This is a genomic window from Marinobacter sp. (genome assembly GCF_040882185.1).
Taxonomy (GTDB): Bacteria; Pseudomonadota; Gammaproteobacteria; order Pseudomonadales; family Oleiphilaceae; genus Marinobacter.
Window position 1 is genome coordinate 142618 of the sequence record NZ_JBBEBW010000005.1, and the last position, 17976, is coordinate 160593.

Annotated in this window: 18 protein-coding genes; 15 read left to right on the forward strand and 3 right to left on the reverse strand. The window is 53.5% G+C overall.

Annotated features, from left to right (window positions below; all coding sequences use genetic code 11):
- The first annotated feature begins 226 nt into the window (after positions 1–226).
- The 15 genes from mnmG (at position 227) to glmS (ending at position 15235) form a co-directional block, all read left to right on the forward strand.
- Positions 227–2113, forward strand: a complete 1887-nt coding sequence (gene mnmG, locus WEB64_RS05145) for a tRNA uridine-5-carboxymethylaminomethyl(34) synthesis enzyme MnmG (RefSeq protein WP_368057709.1) — start codon at positions 227–229, stop codon at positions 2111–2113.
- A 9-nt stretch (positions 2114–2122) separates the two neighbouring features.
- Positions 2123–2794 (forward strand): 16S rRNA (guanine(527)-N(7))-methyltransferase RsmG, encoded by a 672-nt coding sequence (gene rsmG / locus WEB64_RS05150; RefSeq protein WP_368057711.1) that lies wholly within the window; start codon positions 2123–2125, stop codon positions 2792–2794.
- Between the two features lie 2 nt (positions 2795–2796).
- Positions 2797–3591: a ParA family protein gene (locus WEB64_RS05155; RefSeq protein ID WP_368057713.1), complete on the forward strand. Its 795-nt coding sequence runs from the start codon at positions 2797–2799 to the stop codon at positions 3589–3591.
- A gap of 53 nt (positions 3592–3644) precedes the next feature.
- On the forward strand, positions 3645–4520 hold the full coding sequence (locus WEB64_RS05160) for a ParB/RepB/Spo0J family partition protein (protein ID WP_368057715.1): 876 nt from the start codon (positions 3645–3647) through the stop codon (positions 4518–4520).
- 248 nt (positions 4521–4768) lie between these two features.
- Positions 4769–5161: an ATP synthase subunit I gene (locus WEB64_RS05165; RefSeq protein ID WP_368057717.1), complete on the forward strand. Its 393-nt coding sequence runs from the start codon at positions 4769–4771 to the stop codon at positions 5159–5161.
- 15 nt (positions 5162–5176) lie between these two features.
- Positions 5177–6031 carry a F0F1 ATP synthase subunit A gene (gene atpB / locus WEB64_RS05170; RefSeq protein WP_368057719.1) on the forward strand — a complete coding sequence of 285 codons (855 nt, stop codon included), beginning with the start codon at positions 5177–5179 and terminating at the stop codon, positions 6029–6031.
- A gap of 54 nt (positions 6032–6085) precedes the next feature.
- A complete protein-coding gene (gene atpE, locus WEB64_RS05175; RefSeq protein WP_152205805.1) occupies positions 6086–6313 on the forward strand; it encodes a F0F1 ATP synthase subunit C in 228 nt (75 codons plus the stop codon).
- A gap of 93 nt (positions 6314–6406) precedes the next feature.
- On the forward strand, positions 6407–6877 hold the full coding sequence (locus WEB64_RS05180; RefSeq protein WP_368057721.1) for a F0F1 ATP synthase subunit B: 471 nt from the start codon (positions 6407–6409) through the stop codon (positions 6875–6877).
- 12 nt (positions 6878–6889) lie between these two features.
- A complete protein-coding gene (locus WEB64_RS05185) occupies positions 6890–7426 on the forward strand; it encodes a F0F1 ATP synthase subunit delta (protein ID WP_368057723.1) in 537 nt (178 codons plus the stop codon).
- A 28-nt stretch (positions 7427–7454) separates the two neighbouring features.
- Positions 7455–8999: a F0F1 ATP synthase subunit alpha gene (atpA, locus tag WEB64_RS05190; RefSeq protein ID WP_368057725.1), complete on the forward strand. Its 1545-nt coding sequence runs from the start codon at positions 7455–7457 to the stop codon at positions 8997–8999.
- Between the two features lie 67 nt (positions 9000–9066).
- The gene (gene atpG, locus WEB64_RS05195) at positions 9067–9927 is read left to right on the forward strand and encodes a F0F1 ATP synthase subunit gamma (protein ID WP_368065523.1); all 861 of its coding nucleotides are present in this window, start codon (positions 9067–9069) and stop codon (positions 9925–9927) included.
- A 55-nt stretch (positions 9928–9982) separates the two neighbouring features.
- Entirely contained in the window at positions 9983–11377 is a 1395-nt protein-coding gene (atpD, locus tag WEB64_RS05200) for a F0F1 ATP synthase subunit beta (protein ID WP_368057066.1), read from the forward strand.
- A gap of 36 nt (positions 11378–11413) precedes the next feature.
- Positions 11414–11836, forward strand: coding sequence for a F0F1 ATP synthase subunit epsilon (locus WEB64_RS05205; RefSeq protein ID WP_368057068.1), 423 nt, complete (start codon positions 11414–11416; stop codon positions 11834–11836).
- Between the two features lie 170 nt (positions 11837–12006).
- Positions 12007–13374, forward strand: coding sequence for a bifunctional UDP-N-acetylglucosamine diphosphorylase/glucosamine-1-phosphate N-acetyltransferase GlmU (glmU, locus tag WEB64_RS05210; RefSeq protein WP_368057071.1), 1368 nt, complete (start codon positions 12007–12009; stop codon positions 13372–13374).
- A 28-nt stretch (positions 13375–13402) separates the two neighbouring features.
- The gene (gene glmS, locus WEB64_RS05215; RefSeq protein WP_368057073.1) at positions 13403–15235 is read left to right on the forward strand and encodes a glutamine--fructose-6-phosphate transaminase (isomerizing); all 1833 of its coding nucleotides are present in this window, start codon (positions 13403–13405) and stop codon (positions 15233–15235) included.
- 348 nt (positions 15236–15583) lie between these two features.
- Here glmS and WEB64_RS05220 read toward each other — a convergent pair whose 3' ends face one another.
- The 3 genes from WEB64_RS05220 to WEB64_RS05230 all read right to left on the reverse strand — a co-directional run.
- Positions 15584–16189 carry a LysE family translocator gene (locus tag WEB64_RS05220; protein WP_368057075.1) on the reverse strand — a complete coding sequence of 202 codons (606 nt, stop codon included), beginning with the start codon at positions 16187–16189 and terminating at the stop codon, positions 15584–15586.
- Between the two features lie 324 nt (positions 16190–16513).
- Complete coding sequence (locus WEB64_RS05225) at positions 16514–17788, reverse strand: nitrate/nitrite transporter (RefSeq protein WP_368057077.1); 1275 nt, start codon at positions 17786–17788, stop codon at positions 16514–16516.
- A partial coding sequence (locus WEB64_RS05230) for a hypothetical protein (protein ID WP_368065524.1) occupies positions 17781–17976 on the reverse strand: 196 nt, incomplete at its 5' end. The genes WEB64_RS05225 and WEB64_RS05230, both read right to left, overlap by 8 nt.

Genomic DNA, 17976 nt, shown 5'->3' on the forward strand with positions numbered 1-17976 from the left:
TCGTTAAATGTGGATAACTTTCTTGCAACACTTCCTGAAGTGATCATCTTAAGCGCCTGATTAATCGGCAATGTTTTCTGATCAGCTCCCGTAGAGGGGGGTAATCTGGTTATGGTAAGCCGACTCCGATTCGAATGTGGTTAAAATTTGCACATTCTGACTGCAATCCAAGCCTCGACGCGTTATACTCGCCCGCCTGATTTTTCCGTCTTTTTTGAGGTGACGTGTGGATTTTCCGAGCCGTTTCGATGTGATAGTGATTGGTGGGGGCCATGCCGGTACCGAGGCTGCCCTGGCGGCTGCCCGGATGGGGTCCCGGACGCTTTTGCTGACCCACAACATTGAAACCCTTGGGCAGATGTCCTGTAATCCCGCTATCGGCGGCATTGGCAAAAGCCATCTGGTCAAGGAAATTGATGCTCTGGGCGGGGCCATGGCTCATGCTACCGATTTGGCTGGCATTCAGTTCCGTACCCTGAATTCCCGTAAGGGTCCAGCGGTTCGCGCCACCCGCGCTCAGGCTGATCGGGTGCTCTACAAGGCAGCTATTCGCAGTGTGCTGGAGAACGAACCTAACCTGACGCTGTTCCAGCAAGCGGCCGATGATTTGATTGTCGAGGCTGATACCGTCACTGGTGTCGTCACCCAGACCGGAATCCGTTTCAATGCCAGGACAGTGGTTCTCACCACTGGTACTTTTTTGGGTGGCGTTATCCACATCGGCATGCAACACCATGCGGGTGGACGTGCAGGCGATGCTCCAGCCAACGCGCTGGCCAAGCGTCTGCGGGAGTTGCCGTTCAATGTCGGCCGCCTGAAAACCGGCACACCGCCGCGCATTGACGCGCGCAGTGTGGATTTCTCGGTGATGCAGCAGCAATGGGGTGATGACCCCACGCCAGTTATGTCGTTCCTCGGCTCCCGGAGTGCGCACCCAGAACAGGTGTGCTGCTACGTTACCCGTACCACCGAAGAAACCCACGACATCATCCGCAGCGGTTTTGACCGATCGCCGATGTTTGCTGGCAATATCGAAGGCATTGGGCCCCGTTACTGCCCGTCGATCGAGGACAAGGTTAATCGCTTTGCGGATAAGAATTCCCACCAGATCTTTGTCGAGCCGGAAGGGTTGAGCACCAACGAGCTTTACCCTAATGGTATCTCGACCAGTATGCCGTTCGATATCCAGTTGGCCGCTGTTCGTTCCATTCCAGGTTTTGAGCAGGCCCATATTACCCGGCCCGGCTACGCCATCGAGTATGACTTCCTGAATCCACAGGACCTTCGCCACACCCTGGAAACCAAATTTATCCAGGGTTTGTATTTCGCGGGGCAAATCAACGGCACCACCGGTTATGAAGAGGCGGGTGCCCAAGGCTTGCTCGCCGGTATCAACGCTGCCCTCAAAGCGCAGGAAAAAGATGGGTGGTATCCCCGTCGCGATGAAGCTTACCTGGGTGTCCTGGTCGATGACCTGATTACCATGGGCACCTCGGAGCCCTACCGGATGTTCACCAGTCGTGCGGAATACCGGCTGATCCTGAGGGAAGACAATGCTGACCTGCGGCTGACCGAAACCGGCTACCGCCTCGGTCTGGTCAATGAGCATCGCTGGGCCAGCTTCAATGAGAAGCGCGAAGCCATCGGCAGCGAAAGGGTTCGCCTCGACACTACGTTTGTGCATCCGGGCAGCGATCAGGGCGTCATTGCAGACCAGTATCTGCAGCGCCCGTTGAGCCGGGAACATTCCCTGGCAGACCTGCTGCGCCGGCCTGAAATTGTTTATCGCCATGTAGCAGAAATCAGTGGGGCACAGGCCGACGATCCGGTTGTGGCCGATCAGGTTGAAATCGAGATCAAGTATGAGGGTTACATTTCCCGTCAGACCGATGAAATTGAACGTCTACGCCGCAATGAAAACACCGTCCTGCCGATTGATCTGGATTTTGATGCGGTGGGTGGTCTGTCTAACGAAATCAGGCAGAAGCTTAAAACCGTCAGGCCGGAGACCATCGCCCAGGCCTCACGCATTCAGGGGGTAACCCCGGCGGCTGTATCCCAGCTACTGGTTCATTTGAAAAAGCGCGACCTGTTGCGCAAGCAATCCGCCTGATTGACCGAGATGACTGAATCACTGTGGCAGCGACAGCTTACGAGTGGCCTGAAGGAGCTTGGCCTGGAGCTGGACGGTGATCAGCACCAGCGACTGGTGGCGTTTCTCGCACTGCTGGCCAAATGGAACCAGGCCTACAACCTGACGGCGGTACGCGAGACCTCCGAAATGGTGTCGCGACAGCTGCTCGACAGTTTGAGTATTCAGCCGTTCCTTACTACCGGCCATCTGCTGGATGTCGGTGCAGGTGGCGGATTACCCGGCATACCCTTGGCCATCGCTAATCCGGACGTCCAGTTCACTTTGCTGGACAGCAACAGTAAGAAGACCCGGTTCCTGACCCAGTGTGTGCTGGAGCTCAAACTTGAAAATGTCCAGGTCCTTCATGGTCGTGCCGAGGACTGCGACGAGGGTATCCGCTACACTCAGATCAGCAGTCGCGCCTTTACTGCTATTGGAAATATGGTTCACTGGTGTGGCCATCTGCTGGCGGATGGTGAAGAGTTTGGTGGAGAATGTGGTGGAGAGTTCCTTGCCATGAAAGGTCAGTTTCCGGATGATGAAGTCGCGGGTCTACCGCACGGCTGGCAGCTTAAATCCCAACACTCGCTGAAGGTGCCGGGCTGCGCGGGCGAACGTCACTTGCTCATTATTGGTCGTATTCCCAGGACAGGAGCTTAGCCATGGCACGCGTCATTGCGGTCACCAACCAGAAAGGCGGTGTTGGCAAAACCACCACCTGCGTCAATTTGAGTGCCTCTCTGGCGGCGACCAAGCGCCGGGTGTTGCTGGTGGATATGGACCCTCAGGGCAACGCCACCATGGGCAGCGGCGTCGACAAAAGCGGGCTTGCTTTGTCCGGCTATGACCTGCTGACCAAACAGGCAACGGCGGCCGAGGTGATCATTCCCGCTGAGGCCTCCGGATTCGATATTATGCCCTCCAATGGCGATTTAACCGCTGCGGAAGTGGTGCTCATGAATGAAATTGGCCGCGAGCACCGGTTACGGTTGGCACTCAATACCGTGCGCGATAACTACGATTACATCCTGATCGATTGCCCGCCTTCGCTCAGTTTGCTGACGGTAAACGCGTTGTCGGCGGCCGATACCGTGTTGATCCCGATGCAGTGTGAATACTACGCCCTAGAGGGTCTGGCGGCCCTGATGAACACGGTCGAGCAGATTCAGGAGACTGTAAACCCGGCCCTCCAGATCGAAGGCATACTGCGTACCATGTATGACCCCCGTAACAGCCTGACACTCGATGTGTCCTCCCAGTTAACCGAATTTTTCGGTGACAAAGTATACAAAGCCGTGATTCCGCGTAATGTCAGACTGGCCGAGGCGCCAAGCTACGGCCTGCCAGCGCTGAAGTACGACCGTATATCGAAGGGCGCTATCGCTTACCTTGCGCTGGCAGGGGAAATGGTACGACGGCACGGCACACAAAAGACATCACCCGCCGTTGCCGTGTAAGATACCGGAAAATTCTCAACGACAGATATTCACCTGGACAAATGACCAACACCATGGCGGCGAAAAAACGAGGATTGGGTGAGCGCGGACTGGGTGCTTTGCTGGCAGGTTCCAAGGTAAACCTGGGCCGGGAGGTCAGCGAGCATGACGGTGAACTGCGGGAAGTACCCATCGATCTGATCCAGCGCGGTCGCTTCCAGCCGAGGCGGGACATGGATCCGACGGCGTTGCAGGAACTGGCAGATTCAATCCGGCAACAGGGTGTCATGCAGCCTGTGGTACTGCGGCCGTTGAGTGAAGGCCGATATGAGCTGATTGCTGGCGAGCGTCGCTGGCGAGCCACTCAGATGGCTGAACTGGACCGCATCCCGGCCATTATCCGTGATGTCCCCGATGAAGCCGCCATCGCGATGGCGCTGATCGAGAACATCCAGCGCGAAAACCTCAACCCGATTGAGGAAGCGTTTGCCCTGCAGCGCCTGCAGGAAGAATTCGGCCTCACCCAGGCTCAGGTGGCTGAGGCGGTGGGTAAATCCCGTACAACGATCACCAACCTGCTGAGGCTGGTAAGTCTGACCGAAGATGTTCGGGTCATGTTGGAGCATGGCGATCTCGAGATGGGCCACGGCCGTGCGATGCTGACTCTGCCGCCCGAGCAACAGATGCAGGTGGCGAGGCAAGTGGTGGCAAAGTCCCTGTCGGTTCGGCAAACCGAAGCCCTGGTGCGCAAACTACAACAGGAAGCTCCGGACCATAAAGTTAGGACGAAAACAGAGCTCGACCCCAATATTCGGGCGCTTCAGGATGACCTTGCTGAGCGTCTTGGGGCTCGTGTCGCCATCGACCATGGTCAGCGTGGTAAAGGCAAACTGGTTATCGAGTACAGTTCACTGGATGAATTGGACGGGATTCTGGGCCATATCAAATAAGAACGCTCGCTCACTGGTTGAAGTATGAATTTCCCTTTAACCACTATATGTCGTGATAAAATTAATTCGAAACCACAACTTGTATTATCTGAGATTTTTCGCCCCCAGGAAAATGCCTACAATTTCGCCAGCTTTCAGTCAGTGTCAGTTGAACAAGTACCGGTTAACACATATAATTCGCGCGCTTGGTATGACAGCAGGTGAAGGTTCCATCGCCAGGAAGCAGGTATTGAACAAGGTTCGCTCCCATGACGAAAACCGGAACCCGATTCACCCGTTTGCCGTTTGCCCGATGGCTAATCGCTGAAGGCACGATATTGGTTGTACTGAGTGTGTTGTGGAACTTTGAAAGTCGTTTGGCTGGTTATTCCGCATTATTGGGCGGTCTTATTCATGTCATACCGAACGCATATTTTGCTCACCGAATGTTTCGTTTTCAGGGCGCACGTAACATGCGACTGATGGTCGGTGATTTATTCAGGGCAGAGAGCGTGAAGCTTGCCCTGACCGCCGTTTTTTTTGCGGCCGTTTTCATCTTAATAGAGCCGGTACATGCGCCGGCTTTGTTATTCACTTTTGCTGTGATGGTTGTTGTCAGTGCAGCTTTGCGCTGGTTCATACAGCCCCAAACACAGCGATGACTGGACGAGAGCAGTATGGCAGCTGATACCCCAGTAGAGTATATAAAGCACCACCTACAGAATTTGACCTACGGCAAATTGCCAGAAGGTTACGAGCGTGCTGATGGCACCGTGGTGGAAGAAGCCACCTGGACCTTCGCCCGTACTGCGGCTGAAGCCTCCGATATGGGGTTCATGGCCTTTCACGTAGACACCCTCGGGTGGTCAATCGCGATGGGTATCCTGTTCATCGGTCTATTCCGATTCGTCGCATCCCGTGCAACAACGGGTGTTCCGGGTGGCTTACAAAACGCCGTCGAAATGACAGTGGAATTCATTGAGGGCATGGTGAGAAACGGTTTCCATGCGCGCAACACACTTATTGCACCGTTGGCGCTTACGATGTTCGTCTGGATTCTACTGATGAACAGTCTCAAGTTGATCCCGGTGGATTATATTCCAACCATTGCTCACGCCATGGGCCTGGAATACTTCAAGATTGTTCCGACCACCGATCCCAATGGTACCTTCGGGATCTCCATTGGCGTGTTCCTGCTGGTCCTGTTCTACAGCTTTAAGGTGAAAGGCGCAGGCGGCTTCCTGAAAGAACTTTCATTTACCCCTTTCAACCACTGGGCCCTTATTCCGTTCAACCTGGTGCTCGAATTGCTGGTGCTTTTTGTAAAGCCCATCAGCCTTGCATTGCGTCTGTTCGGCAACATGTACGCCGGTGAAGTTGTCTTTATCCTGATTGCGCTGTTGCCCTTCTGGGTGCAATGGACGCTTAATGTGCCCTGGGCAATTTTCCACATTATGGTGATATTGTTGCAGGCATTCATCTTTACAACGCTGGCTGTGGTATACCTCGGCATGGCGCACGAAGATCACTGATTACCGATTACTTTAATAAACCCTTAACTATCTGAGAAAACTGAGGAGCTTTCAATGGAAATGGTATTTATTGCAGCGTCAATCATCATCGGTCTGGGTGCCCTGGCAACCGGTATTGGCTTTGGACTGCTGGGCGGCAAACTGCTGGAATCCACAGCTCGTCAGCCAGAAATGGCTAACCAGCTTCAAACCAAAACCTTCATTATGGCGGGTCTGCTGGACGCCGTTCCTATGATCGGTGTTGGTATCGCGATGTACCTGATCTTCGTTGTTGCTGGTTAATCTACCGTCATTGCGGGTGCAGCTCCCTTAACTCGGAGCCGCGCCCTGATTTCCGGTTACCAGGATGCACCGACTAGCAAGAGGTATATTGCCGTGAATATCAACCTTACGTTAATAGGGCAGACCATCGCCTTCGCTATTTTCGTCTGGTTCTGCGTCAAGTATGTATGGCCGCCGATCACCGGTGCCATGAGCGCACGCCAGAAGAAAATAGCAGATGGCCTTTCCGCCGCAGATCGTGCGTCTCTCGATCTGGAACTGGCGCAGGAAAGAGCCACCAAGGAAATGCATAAGGCAAAAGAAGAATCTGCAGCCCTGATTGACCAGGCTAACAAGCGCGCCGCCCAGATCGTCGAGGCCTCCAAGGCTGACGCACGCAAGGAAGGCGAAAAGCTTATTGAGCAGGCCAGAGCTGAAATTCAACAGGAGCGTGTCCAGGCTCGTGACGCACTGAGAGCAGAAGTGGCAGCGATTGCCATTGCCGGTGCAGAGAAAATCCTGGAAACCTCTGTCGACGCCAAAGCTCACAGCGAGATGCTGGACAAGCTGGCCGCCGAACTCTAGAAGAGGGTCATCATGGCAGAACTAACGACGTTAGCCCGACCCTACGCGAAAGCCGTTTTTGATGCCGCGCAGGACCAGAATGCTGTTGATCATTGGGATCAGGCGCTGGCCTTTGCCGCTCAGGTAGCGGCCGATCAACAGGTAAAGAAAATCCTGGCCAGCCCGGGCCTGCCTGAGCAGCGTAAAGCGGAACTCTTCGCAGACTGCTTTGAAGAACAGCTGCCTGAAGCACTCAGAAATTTCCTGTTGATTCTCGCGCAAAGCAAACGCTTGATCCTGTTGCCGGAAGTGTCGGCATTATTCAGGCTTTACCGCGCTGAACTTGAGCGCACGGTGAAACTGCAGGTAAACACAGCATTTGAAATGACAGCCGAGCAACAACAGAAGCTGGTCGACGCATTGTCCAGAAAGCTGGAGCGTAAAGTTGATCTGGAAGCCTCAGTCGATCAGACACTGATCGGCGGTGTGATAATTCGCACAGGTGACATGGTTATAGACGCTTCTGTTCGTGGCAAGTTGGCTAAAATGGCCAAGGCTCTGGGCTCCTGATTTCAGCATAAGGTTTGAGGATAAAGGCATGCAGCAACTGAATCCATCCGAGATCAGTGACATCATCAAGAAGAGAATCGAAAAGCTCGATATCTCCTCTGAAGCAAAAAACGAAGGTACGATCCTGTCTGTTTCTGACGGTATCGTACTGATTCATGGTCTGGCCGACGTTATGTACGGCGAGATGATTGAATTCTCTAACGGTACCTTCGGCATGGCGCTCAACCTTGAGCGTGATTCTGTTGGTGCCGTGGTGCTGGGTGAATTCGAAGACCTGGCGGAAGGCCAGAAGGTCAAGTGTACCGGACGTATTCTGGAAGTCCCGGTTGGTCCGGAACTGATGGGCCGTGTCGTTGACGGGCTTGGTAACGCGATCGATGGAAAAGGCGATCTCGGCACTACCCTCACCGCTCCGGTCGAAAAAGTAGCCCCGGGTGTTATTGCCCGTCAATCTGTTGACCAGCCGGTCCAGACTGGCCTGAAAGCGATCGACACCATGGTTCCGATCGGCCGTGGCCAGCGTGAGCTGATCATCGGTGACCGCCAGATTGGTAAGACCGCTGTTGCGATCGACGCGATCATCAACCAGAAGAACACGGGCATCAAGTGTATCTACGTGGCGATTGGTCAGAAGCAGTCTTCCATTGCTGCAGTTGTCCGCAAGCTGGAAGAGCATGACGCGTTGGCTCACACCATCATCGTTGCTGCTGGCGCTGCGGATCCTGCTGCGATGCAGTTCCTGGCACCCTACTCCGGCACTTCCATGGGCGAGTATTTCCGTGACCGTGGTGAAGACGCCCTGATCGTCTATGATGATCTGTCCAAGCAGGCTGTTGCGTATCGCCAGATCTCCCTGCTGTTGCGTCGTCCACCAGGTCGTGAAGCTTACCCGGGTGACGTTTTCTACCTGCACTCCCGTCTGCTTGAGCGCGCATCCCGCGTCAATGCGGACTACGTTGAGGAGATGACCAACGGTGAAGTGAAAGGCAAGACCGGTTCATTGACCGCGTTGCCACTCATTGAGACCCAGGCTGGTGACGTGTCAGCTTTCGTACCGACCAACGTTATCTCTATTACCGACGGTCAAATCTTCCTGGAAACCAATTTGTTCAACTCCGGTATCCGTCCGGCAATGAACGCCGGTATTTCGGTATCACGGGTAGGTGGTGCAGCCCAGACCAAGATCATGAAGAAGCTCGGCGGTAACATCCGTCTGGCCCTCGCCCAGTACCGTGAACTGGCGGCATTCGCCCAGTTTGCGTCGGATCTGGACGATGCCACCCGGAAGCAGCTTGAGCATGGTCAGCGGGTTACTGAACTGATGAAACAGAATCAGTACAGCCCGATGTCTGTGGCAGAAATGGGCACCGTATTGTTCGCAGCCAACGAAGGCTTCCTGGACGACGTCGATGTAGATGCAGTGGTCAAATTCGAGGCGCAGCTGATTGACTGGATGCGCACCGAACAGAAAGATCTGCTCGACAAGATCGGGGCAGACGGCAAGTACGATGACGACATAGCTGCCGGCCTGAAAGCTGCTCTGGAAAAATTCAAGACCACTCAGACCTGGTGAGTCCCTGGCCTGCCCTCGCGGTGGGCCATGGTCCGTTTGAGTGTCTAACTTGAGAAGGCAGTGACATATGGCCAACGGAAAAGAAATACGTAACCAGATCGGAAGCATCAAGAGCACGCAGAAGATCACCAGTGCCATGGAAATGGTCGCGGCGAGTAAAATGCGTAAAGCTCAGGAGCGTATGCGGGCCACCCGCCCCTACGCTTCCCGGATGCGCCAGGTGATCGGGCATATTGCCAAGGCAAACCAGGATTACCGGCATCCGTTCATGCAGGAGCGTGAGGTCAAGCGGGTAGGCTTTATTGTAGTGTCCTCAGATCGCGGCCTTTGTGGCGGCCTGAACACTAACCTGTTCAAGGCCCTGGTTCGCGAAATGCGTGAATGGAAAGGCAAAGGTGTTGAAACGGACCTCTGCGCTGTGGGGCAAAAGGGTGCTTCATTTTTCCGCAGTTATGGGGGAAATGTGGTTGCCGCGTTGACGCACCTAGGGGACAACCCGAGTGCTGAAAAATTGGTCGGTAACGTCAAGGTTATGCTGGACTCCTTCGAGGAAGGCAAGATCGATCGCCTGTACCTGGTCAGCAACGAGTTCGTGAATACCATGACTCAGGCGCCAAAGGTTGAGCAGCTTCTGCCACTGCCTGAAAGTGAAGACGATGAGATCGGTCACCAGTGGGATTACATCTACGAGCCCGATGCACGACCCATTCTGAATGGGCTTCTGCCACGTTACATTGAGTCCCAGGTTTATCAGGGAGTGGTGGAAAATCTGGCCTGCGAGCAGGCTGCGCGGATGATTGCCATGAAGAGCGCGACAGATAACGCGGGCAGCATCATTGACGATCTTCAGTTGGTCTACAACAAGGCCCGTCAGGCAGCCATTACGCAAGAAATTTCGGAGATTGTCAGCGGCGCGGCTTCGGTCTGACCCGGCTCACAATCCTACTGGTTTTATTGACTATCAAGATAACGAGGAACCGAGCATGAGTAGCGGACACATCGTTCAGATCATAGGCGCGGTTATCGACGTGGAATTTCCACGTGATTCCGTGCCAGGCATTTACGACGCACTGCTGCTTGAAGGTGGTGAAACAACTCTGGAAGTCCAGCAACAGCTGGGTGACGGCATTGTACGCACCATCGCAATGGGCAGCACTGAAGGTCTTAAACGGGGCCTGAAGGCAGACAACACTGGCAAGCCAATTTCCGTGCCGGTGGGTATCAAGACATTGGGTCGTATCATGGATGTTCTTGGCCGTCCCATTGACGAGCAGGGCGAAATCGGTGAAGAGGAGCGTTGGGCTATCCACCGCAAGGCGCCCGGGTACGCAGACCAGGCAGCCTCTGCCGACCTTCTGGAAACAGGCATCAAGGTAATCGACCTGATCTGCCCATTTGCAAAAGGCGGTAAGGTTGGTCTGTTCGGTGGTGCGGGTGTTGGTAAGACCGTCAACATGATGGAGCTGATCAACAACATCGCAAAAGAGCACTCCGGACTGTCGGTATTTGCGGGTGTGGGTGAGCGGACTCGTGAAGGTAACGACTTCTACTACGAAATGAAGGACTCCAACGTCCTTGATAAAGTGGCAATGGTATACGGCCAGATGAACGAGCCCCCGGGAAACCGTCTGCGGGTTGCACTGACCGGTCTGACCATGGCTGAGAAGTTTCGTGACGAGGGCCGTGACGTTCTTTTGTTCGTAGATAACATTTATCGTTACACCCTGGCGGGTACCGAAGTATCCGCATTGCTAGGCCGGATGCCGTCAGCGGTAGGTTATCAACCGACGCTGGCTCAGGAGATGGGCGAACTGCAGGAACGTATTACGTCAACCAAGGACGGCTCCATCACGTCGATCCAGGCGGTCTATGTACCGGCGGATGACTTGACAGACCCGTCACCGGCGACCACCTTCTCGCATCTTGATGCGACTGTGGTACTGAGCCGTGATATCGCATCAAAAGGTATTTACCCGGCGATCGATCCACTGGACTCTACTTCACGCCAGCTTGACCCGTTGACGATCGGACAGCAGCATTATGACGTGGCTCGGGGCGTGCAGAACGTACTCCAGCGTTATAAGGAACTGAAAGATATTATTGCGATTCTCGGCATGGATGAGCTGTCAGAAGAAGACAAGCTGACGGTATCCCGGGCGCGTAAGATCGAACGTTTCCTGTCTCAACCGTTCCACGTTGCTGAAGTATTCACCGGCTCGCCTGGTAAGTACGTTTCTCTGAAAGAGACCATCAGCAGCTTTGAGGGCATCCTCAATGGTGACTATGACACGATGCCTGAGCAGGCATTCTACATGGTCGGTACCATTGAAGAAGCGGTCGAGAAAGCGAAGGCAATGAAAGCGAAGGAAAGCAAGTAAGCGCTCCTTCACTTTCTGACCCAAGAGGCGTAAGAAATGGCTATGACCATACATTGTGACGTCGTAAGTGCCGAGGAAAAGATCTATTCGGGGCTGGTGGAGCTGTTAGTTGCCACCGGAACCGAAGGTGAGTTGGGTGTTCAGCTTGGCCACGCGCCTTTGCTGACCGAACTCAAGCCTGGTGCTGTGCGTATCGTCAAGCAGGGCGGCAGCGAGGAGATCCTCTATGTTTCAGGGGGATATCTCGAAGTTCAGCCTAATCTCGTGACCTTGATGGCGGATACCGCTATCCGGGCGAAAGACGTGGACGAAGCTGCGGCGCAGGAAGCCCAGAAAGAAGCCGAGAAGGCTCTGGCTAACAAAACTGGCGAGTTTGAATACTCCCGTGCAGCCGCGGAACTCGCTGAAGCTGCTGCTCAGCTACGTACGCTTCAGAAGCTGCGAAAGAACGTTCGCTAACACCGAATGCTGCGTGTTGCATGATGGAAAGCCGCATCCGAAACCGGAGAGCGCCCCATGTTCAGAATGTTAAACATCATCCATATGTTCGACATCCTGATTTGGACTGGGCACGCTAAAGGTCAAGGACGCGGCTTTTTTTATTTACCGAGCAGGAGCACGACACCGATATGCCCCCTCTTCATGTTGTAATCCTGGCTGCCGGTCAGGGCTCCCGTATGAAATCGGCGTTGCCGAAAGTACTGCACAAGATCGCCGGTTTACCCATGCTCCACCATGTAATTGCCACGGCTCGCCAGCTCGGTGCCGAGAACATTCACGGTGTGATCGGCCATGGTGCCGATCGGGTCAGGGCTGAAACCCAGGGCGAGGATTTGCAATGGGTATTGCAGGAGGAGCAACTGGGCACCGGCCATGCTGTCGCTCAGACACTGCCAAATTTGCCAGACGATGCCCGAGTGCTGGTGCTTTATGGTGACGTACCCTTGATTCGTACCGAAACCTTGCAACAGCTAGTGTCCGGTATCGATGACCAGACTCTCGGCCTGCTGACAGTCACTCTGGACAATCCCGATGGCTACGGCCGGATTCTTCGCGATAACGCCGACAAGGTTACGGCGATTGTTGAGCAGAAAGATGCAAACGTTGAGCAGAAGCATATTCGTGAAGTGAACACCGGCATTCTCGCCGTGTCCGCTGCGCGTTTGAAAAAATGGCTGCCGCAACTATCCAATCGCAATGCCCAAGGTGAATATTACCTGACCGATATTATTGCCATGGCCGTGGACGAAGGTATGGCGGTGCGGGTCAGTCAGCCCGATAACTCTTACGAAGTGCAGGGCGTTAATAACCGGCTGCAGTTGGCCGAGCTGGAGCGCTGGTTTCAACATCAGGAAGCTGATCGTTTGATGACCGAGGGCGCAACCCTCGCTGACCCTGCTCGGGTGGACGTACGTGGCAAGCTCACCATCGGCAACGACATTCTGATCGATATTAACGTGGTGTTTGAAGGCGAGGTGGAACTGGCTGACGGTGTTTCCATTGGTCCGGGCTGTATCATCCGCGACAGCCGTATTGCCGCAGGGGCCGTTATCCATGCCCACTCTATAGTCGACGGGGCCGAAGTAGGCGTTGCGGCTCAGGTCGGTCCGTTCGCCCGTCTGCGCCCCGGCACGCGGCTGGCTGCCGATACCAAGGTGGGTAACTTCGTAGAGACCAAGAAGGCCACCGTGGGGGAGGGAAGCAAGATCAACCACCTCAGTTATGTGGGCGACGCCATACTTGGACGTAATGTGAATGTGGGTGCAGGAACCATCACCTGCAATTATGATGGTGTGAATAAATTTCAGACCGTGCTGGGCGATGACGTGTTCATCGGTTCCAACACCGCTCTCGTGGCCCCTGTTTCGGTTGCGGAAGGCGCTACCGTTGGTGCAGGCTCAACCATTACCAGGGATGTCAGTGCCTGGGAACTGGCCGTTGCTCGTGGACGTCAGCGCAATCTGGCGAACTGGGCCCGGCCCGAAAAGAAATCGTGAACTAAACGTTTAACAGGAAGGCAGGCTCATGTGTGGGATTGTAGGCGCAGTATCGGAACGGGATGTCCAGGGGATTCTGCTGGAAGGCCTTCATCGGTTGGAGTACCGGGGTTACGATTCTGCCGGCATGGCGGTCTTGGGTGGCGACGGCCAGATTAGCAGGGTGCGCGAAGTGGGTAAGGTCGCTGCCCTCGGGGACGCCTTGGCGGGCGCCCCGAGCCGCGGCATTGTGGGCATCGCCCATACCCGCTGGGCGACCCACGGTGAGCCATCCCAAGCTAACGCCCACCCTCATATGTCGGGCCAGCGTCTGGCCATTGTGCATAACGGTATTATTGAGAACTACGTTGAGTTAAGAGACAGTCTGCGGGCCGATGGCTTCGAATTCACCTCCCAGACCGATACCGAAGTCGTTGCCCACCTGATCGAGCAGCAATTTCGCCTCACCGCTAACCTTTTCAAAGCCGTCCAGGCAGCCACCGGCAAACTTCGGGGTGCCTACGCTCTGGCAGTCCTGCACGCCGATGAGCCGGATCACGTGGTGGTCTGTCGTGAGGGCAGTCCACTGGTAATCGGTGTCGGTATTGGCGAGAATTTTATTGCCTCTGACCAGCTTGCTCTGCTGCCGGTAACGGACCGCTTCATGTTTCTCGAAGAAGGTGATATGGCAGACGTCCGGAAGGATTCCATCAAGATCTGGGATCGGGATAATGCACCTGTTGACCGGTCGATCAGCCGCTTCGAACACAGTATGGATTCTGCCGATAAGGGCGAATACCGCCACTTCATGCTGAAGGAAATATACGAGCAGGCCCGGGTTATCAAAGCCACGACCGAAGGCCGGATTACCAAAACCAAGGTACTGGAGCAGGCTCTTGGTACAGATGCGGGTAAATTGTTGGAGAACGTCCGCCACGTTCAGATCATCGCCTGCGGTACCAGCTATCACGCCGGCATGGTGGCGCGTTACTGGATCGAAGATCTGGCAGGAGTGCCCTGCTCGGTCGAAGTTGCCTCGGAATTTCGCTACCGCAAGCACGTGATCCAGGCGGATACCCTGTTTCTCTGTATTTCCCAGTCTGGTGAAACGGCTGACACCCTGGCGGCGTTGCGACAGGCAAAGAAAGCAGGCTTCCGGGCCGCCATGGCGATCTGCAACGTTCCCAGCAGCTCGTTGGTTCGGGAATCTGATCTGGTGATCATGACTCAGGCCGGGCCGGAGATCGGAGTTGCCTCCACCAAGGCGTTTACCACGCAGCTTACCGCACTGCTGTTGTTCACCATTGCGCTGGCAAAGCACAATGGCCTTGATGAAACGAGAGAAGCAGAACTGGTTGAAGCTTTGCACGCGCTGCCTTCGCAAGTGGCGGCTGTTCTGGCTCTGGATGACGCCATAGCCGAGCTCAGTGGCGCCTTCGTCGACAAGCATCACAGCCTGTTTCTGGGCCGTGGGAGTTTGTTTCCGGTCGCCCTGGAAGGGGCCCTCAAGCTGAAGGAAATATCCTACATTCATGCAGAGGCCTACCCCGCCGGAGAACTCAAACACGGCCCCCTGGCATTGGTGGATAGTGAAATGCCTGTGGTGACCGTGGCCCCCAACAACGACATGCTGGAAAAACTGAAGTCGAATCTGCAGGAAGTTCGAGCCCGGGGGGGCGAACTGTTCATCTTTGCCGACGGCGAATCCCGGATGACCTCCGAAGAAGGCCTTCATGTGATGCAGATTCCGTCAGTTCATCCCATTACCGCACCTATTGTGTACACCGTGCCGTTGCAGTTACTGGCCTACCATGTGGCTGTACTGAAAGGCACTGACGTGGACCAGCCGCGGAATCTAGCCAAAAGCGTTACGGTCGAATGAACGGTGCTTGTGTCGCAGTGAGAATGTAGCGTGGTAATAAAGTTGGTATCAACGTATTAAGGATGGTAAGTGTTTGATTTACGGTTTTCCGAGCCTGAGCAGCCCGCCAAAGTTACCATCTTTATTCTCTGGCCAGGCGACACCCAAGCCATTCAATCCGGATTGCGAGCGTGTTTAGTTACCAACTTTATTTCCAAACCACAGCGACAATTGGAGCTGATGTCGAGACTTAACCATGGGTACCTCGAATAACGAGATTACGACCCCTATCCCGCTTTACCACCCACGAGGTTCCGCTTGGCATAGCGGCTGACCTCAGCTTTAGTAGCAAGTATGGGCCCGTCTTGTTCAGTAGCTCAGTATTACTGGTATCACTGTAACCAGCAGAGCCAATGCCATGCAGATATTAAATGTACGGAGTTTTATTTTATTATTTAGAAGCCTGGCAATTTTGCTCCCAAATATTGCCCATATATAGGAGCTAGCAACACCAATTGGTAGGAAAACTGCAGCCATAGCAATTATTTGTAACGTTTTATCAAAGTGTATTGAAAGATATGCGGAGCTTGCGCCGACTGCCTGTGCCCAGGCTTTAGGGTTAACCCACTGAAATAGAGCAGCCTGCAAAAACGTGAGAGGTGTCTTTACGCCCTGCTTGGATAATTGACTCATGGTGGCCATTACATAGGCAAGGTAGAAAATGTAAACTATTCCGATAATTCGAAGTGCCAGCCTTAGAACGGGATAGTCAAGAATATAGCCCATACCAGTGGCAACAACCAAGAGCATAGCTGGAAATCCAAACGCGACACCCCAGACGTGTGGCATTGAACGCCGAATGCCAAAATTCGCCCCCGAGGTGGCCAGCATAATGTTATTAGGGCCAGGTGTAAAAGTCATAATGAAGGCAAAAGAGGAAATCGCTAAAATCCATGTAAAGTACTCAGTCGCCATAGCTTTGCGCCCCAGTTTCCTTGGCGGTACAGACTATACAATTGTCTCGAGATAAAATATATTCGATAACTGTACGCCTAGAGGATATAGCATCTTTCTTGGAGAATATGCCTCCCCATTGATTATCCCAGATTCGATAATTGGATTCAGCCAAACGCACGAGGTTAGAGGTTGGGAGATTCCACATTGGCACCCTTGGGTTAAGGTGATGCTCCAGATGATAATGATCATTATGGACGCCTGTGATCCATTATATTAATATAGATTATTAAGTATTGTGTCCTTATACTAATATCCATTTTTAATAAGTTTGATAAATATTGTTCAATAAGATTTTTCTCTTAATAACATAGCTGCTATCACGCCTATTCCGCTTACAATTAAAGGTAAAATCAAAGCGACTTGGTAACTTTGAAAACTTGGGTTAATATCGTTTTCTGAAATGGTTGCAATATCTAAAATAACGCCGAATCCTGACTGAACCAAAGCTGCTGCAAGGAACGCCCCCATGTTAACGAGAGCAGTCGCAAACCCGACGTTCTGCAAGGTTACTGACTCTTTCGTAGCCGCAAAAATGACACCGACCGGTCCGCCAGAGAGTCCCAGAAATACAAATAGAAGCAGTGCAGACCATCCGGGCATCCATTCTGAAAAAGCCATGGCGGCCCACACGATCGTGGATAAAAGAGTAGTTGTAACAATAATAGGTTTCTTCGCACCTACACGATATGCAGCCCACCCCCAAAACAAAGAACTGATACCATAAACAATTAGCGCAGCGGTGGCATATTGTGCAGCTTGATAGGCGTTTAGGCTGAATCCATCCGTTAACAAGGGAACAGCCCACAAACCTAGAAACGCATACAGTGTTCCGTTTGTGGCAGCAACGCACAAAAAGAGCAACCAAACCTGGCGTTCTCTTAATACATAACGATTTCCAAGAAGTAGTTGACGCAATTTCATTCTGGCCTTCAGGTCCGGCGGTTGTTCTTTCTTAGAAGAACTTGCTGAGAAAACAGGAAGTAGCGCCGTGGCTGACAACGTAAGAATCCCAAAAAAAATGACAATCTCCCTCCAGGTAAACCAATTCAACAAATGCGCTGTCGGACTCTGCGCGATAGCACTTCCCAAGGCAGCCAGGAGCATGGTTGTACCCATAATTAGGGAATGACGCTCTGGTGAAAACCAGGTAGCGTTGTAACTCATTAAAGCGACAAAAACGGCTGACAGTCCAAGGCCCATCAACGCTGACCCCACGAGCAAAACCACAAAAGTGGGTGCAAAGCCAAAGCAAAACGCACCTAATGCCGTTACTGCCCCACCGATGACTCCCCCATTCCGCATTCCCACTGAATCAGTAAAAATTCCCGCGGGTACCTGCATCAGCGTATAAACCCAGAAGTGCATAGATGCCACAATACCGAGTGCAGTCGTTGTCAAACCAAGCTGCTGTTGCATACTTCCCGATAGCGTCGCAGGCGCAAAACGGAAAAAGAAACCATTGATGAAGATGCTAACGAGCAGGCACCAACCGCCCCATTTAAGCCAGCCTTCTGGAATTGATAGAGCGGTGCCTCCAACGGTACGAGTGCTAATCATACCCTGCGTCCTTGAGTCTTGCTCCAATAAGCTCCGAGAAGTAAGCAGACACCGGTTCAACTGGTGTGTAGTGCCCTTGCACGTCGTTGTTCAAACCTTCCTGTTGGTACTCACAAATCTGATCGTCTTCAAAGATGACTTGATCAAGGCGTTCGAAATAGAACGGAGCAACCTCATTGAAATCGTTT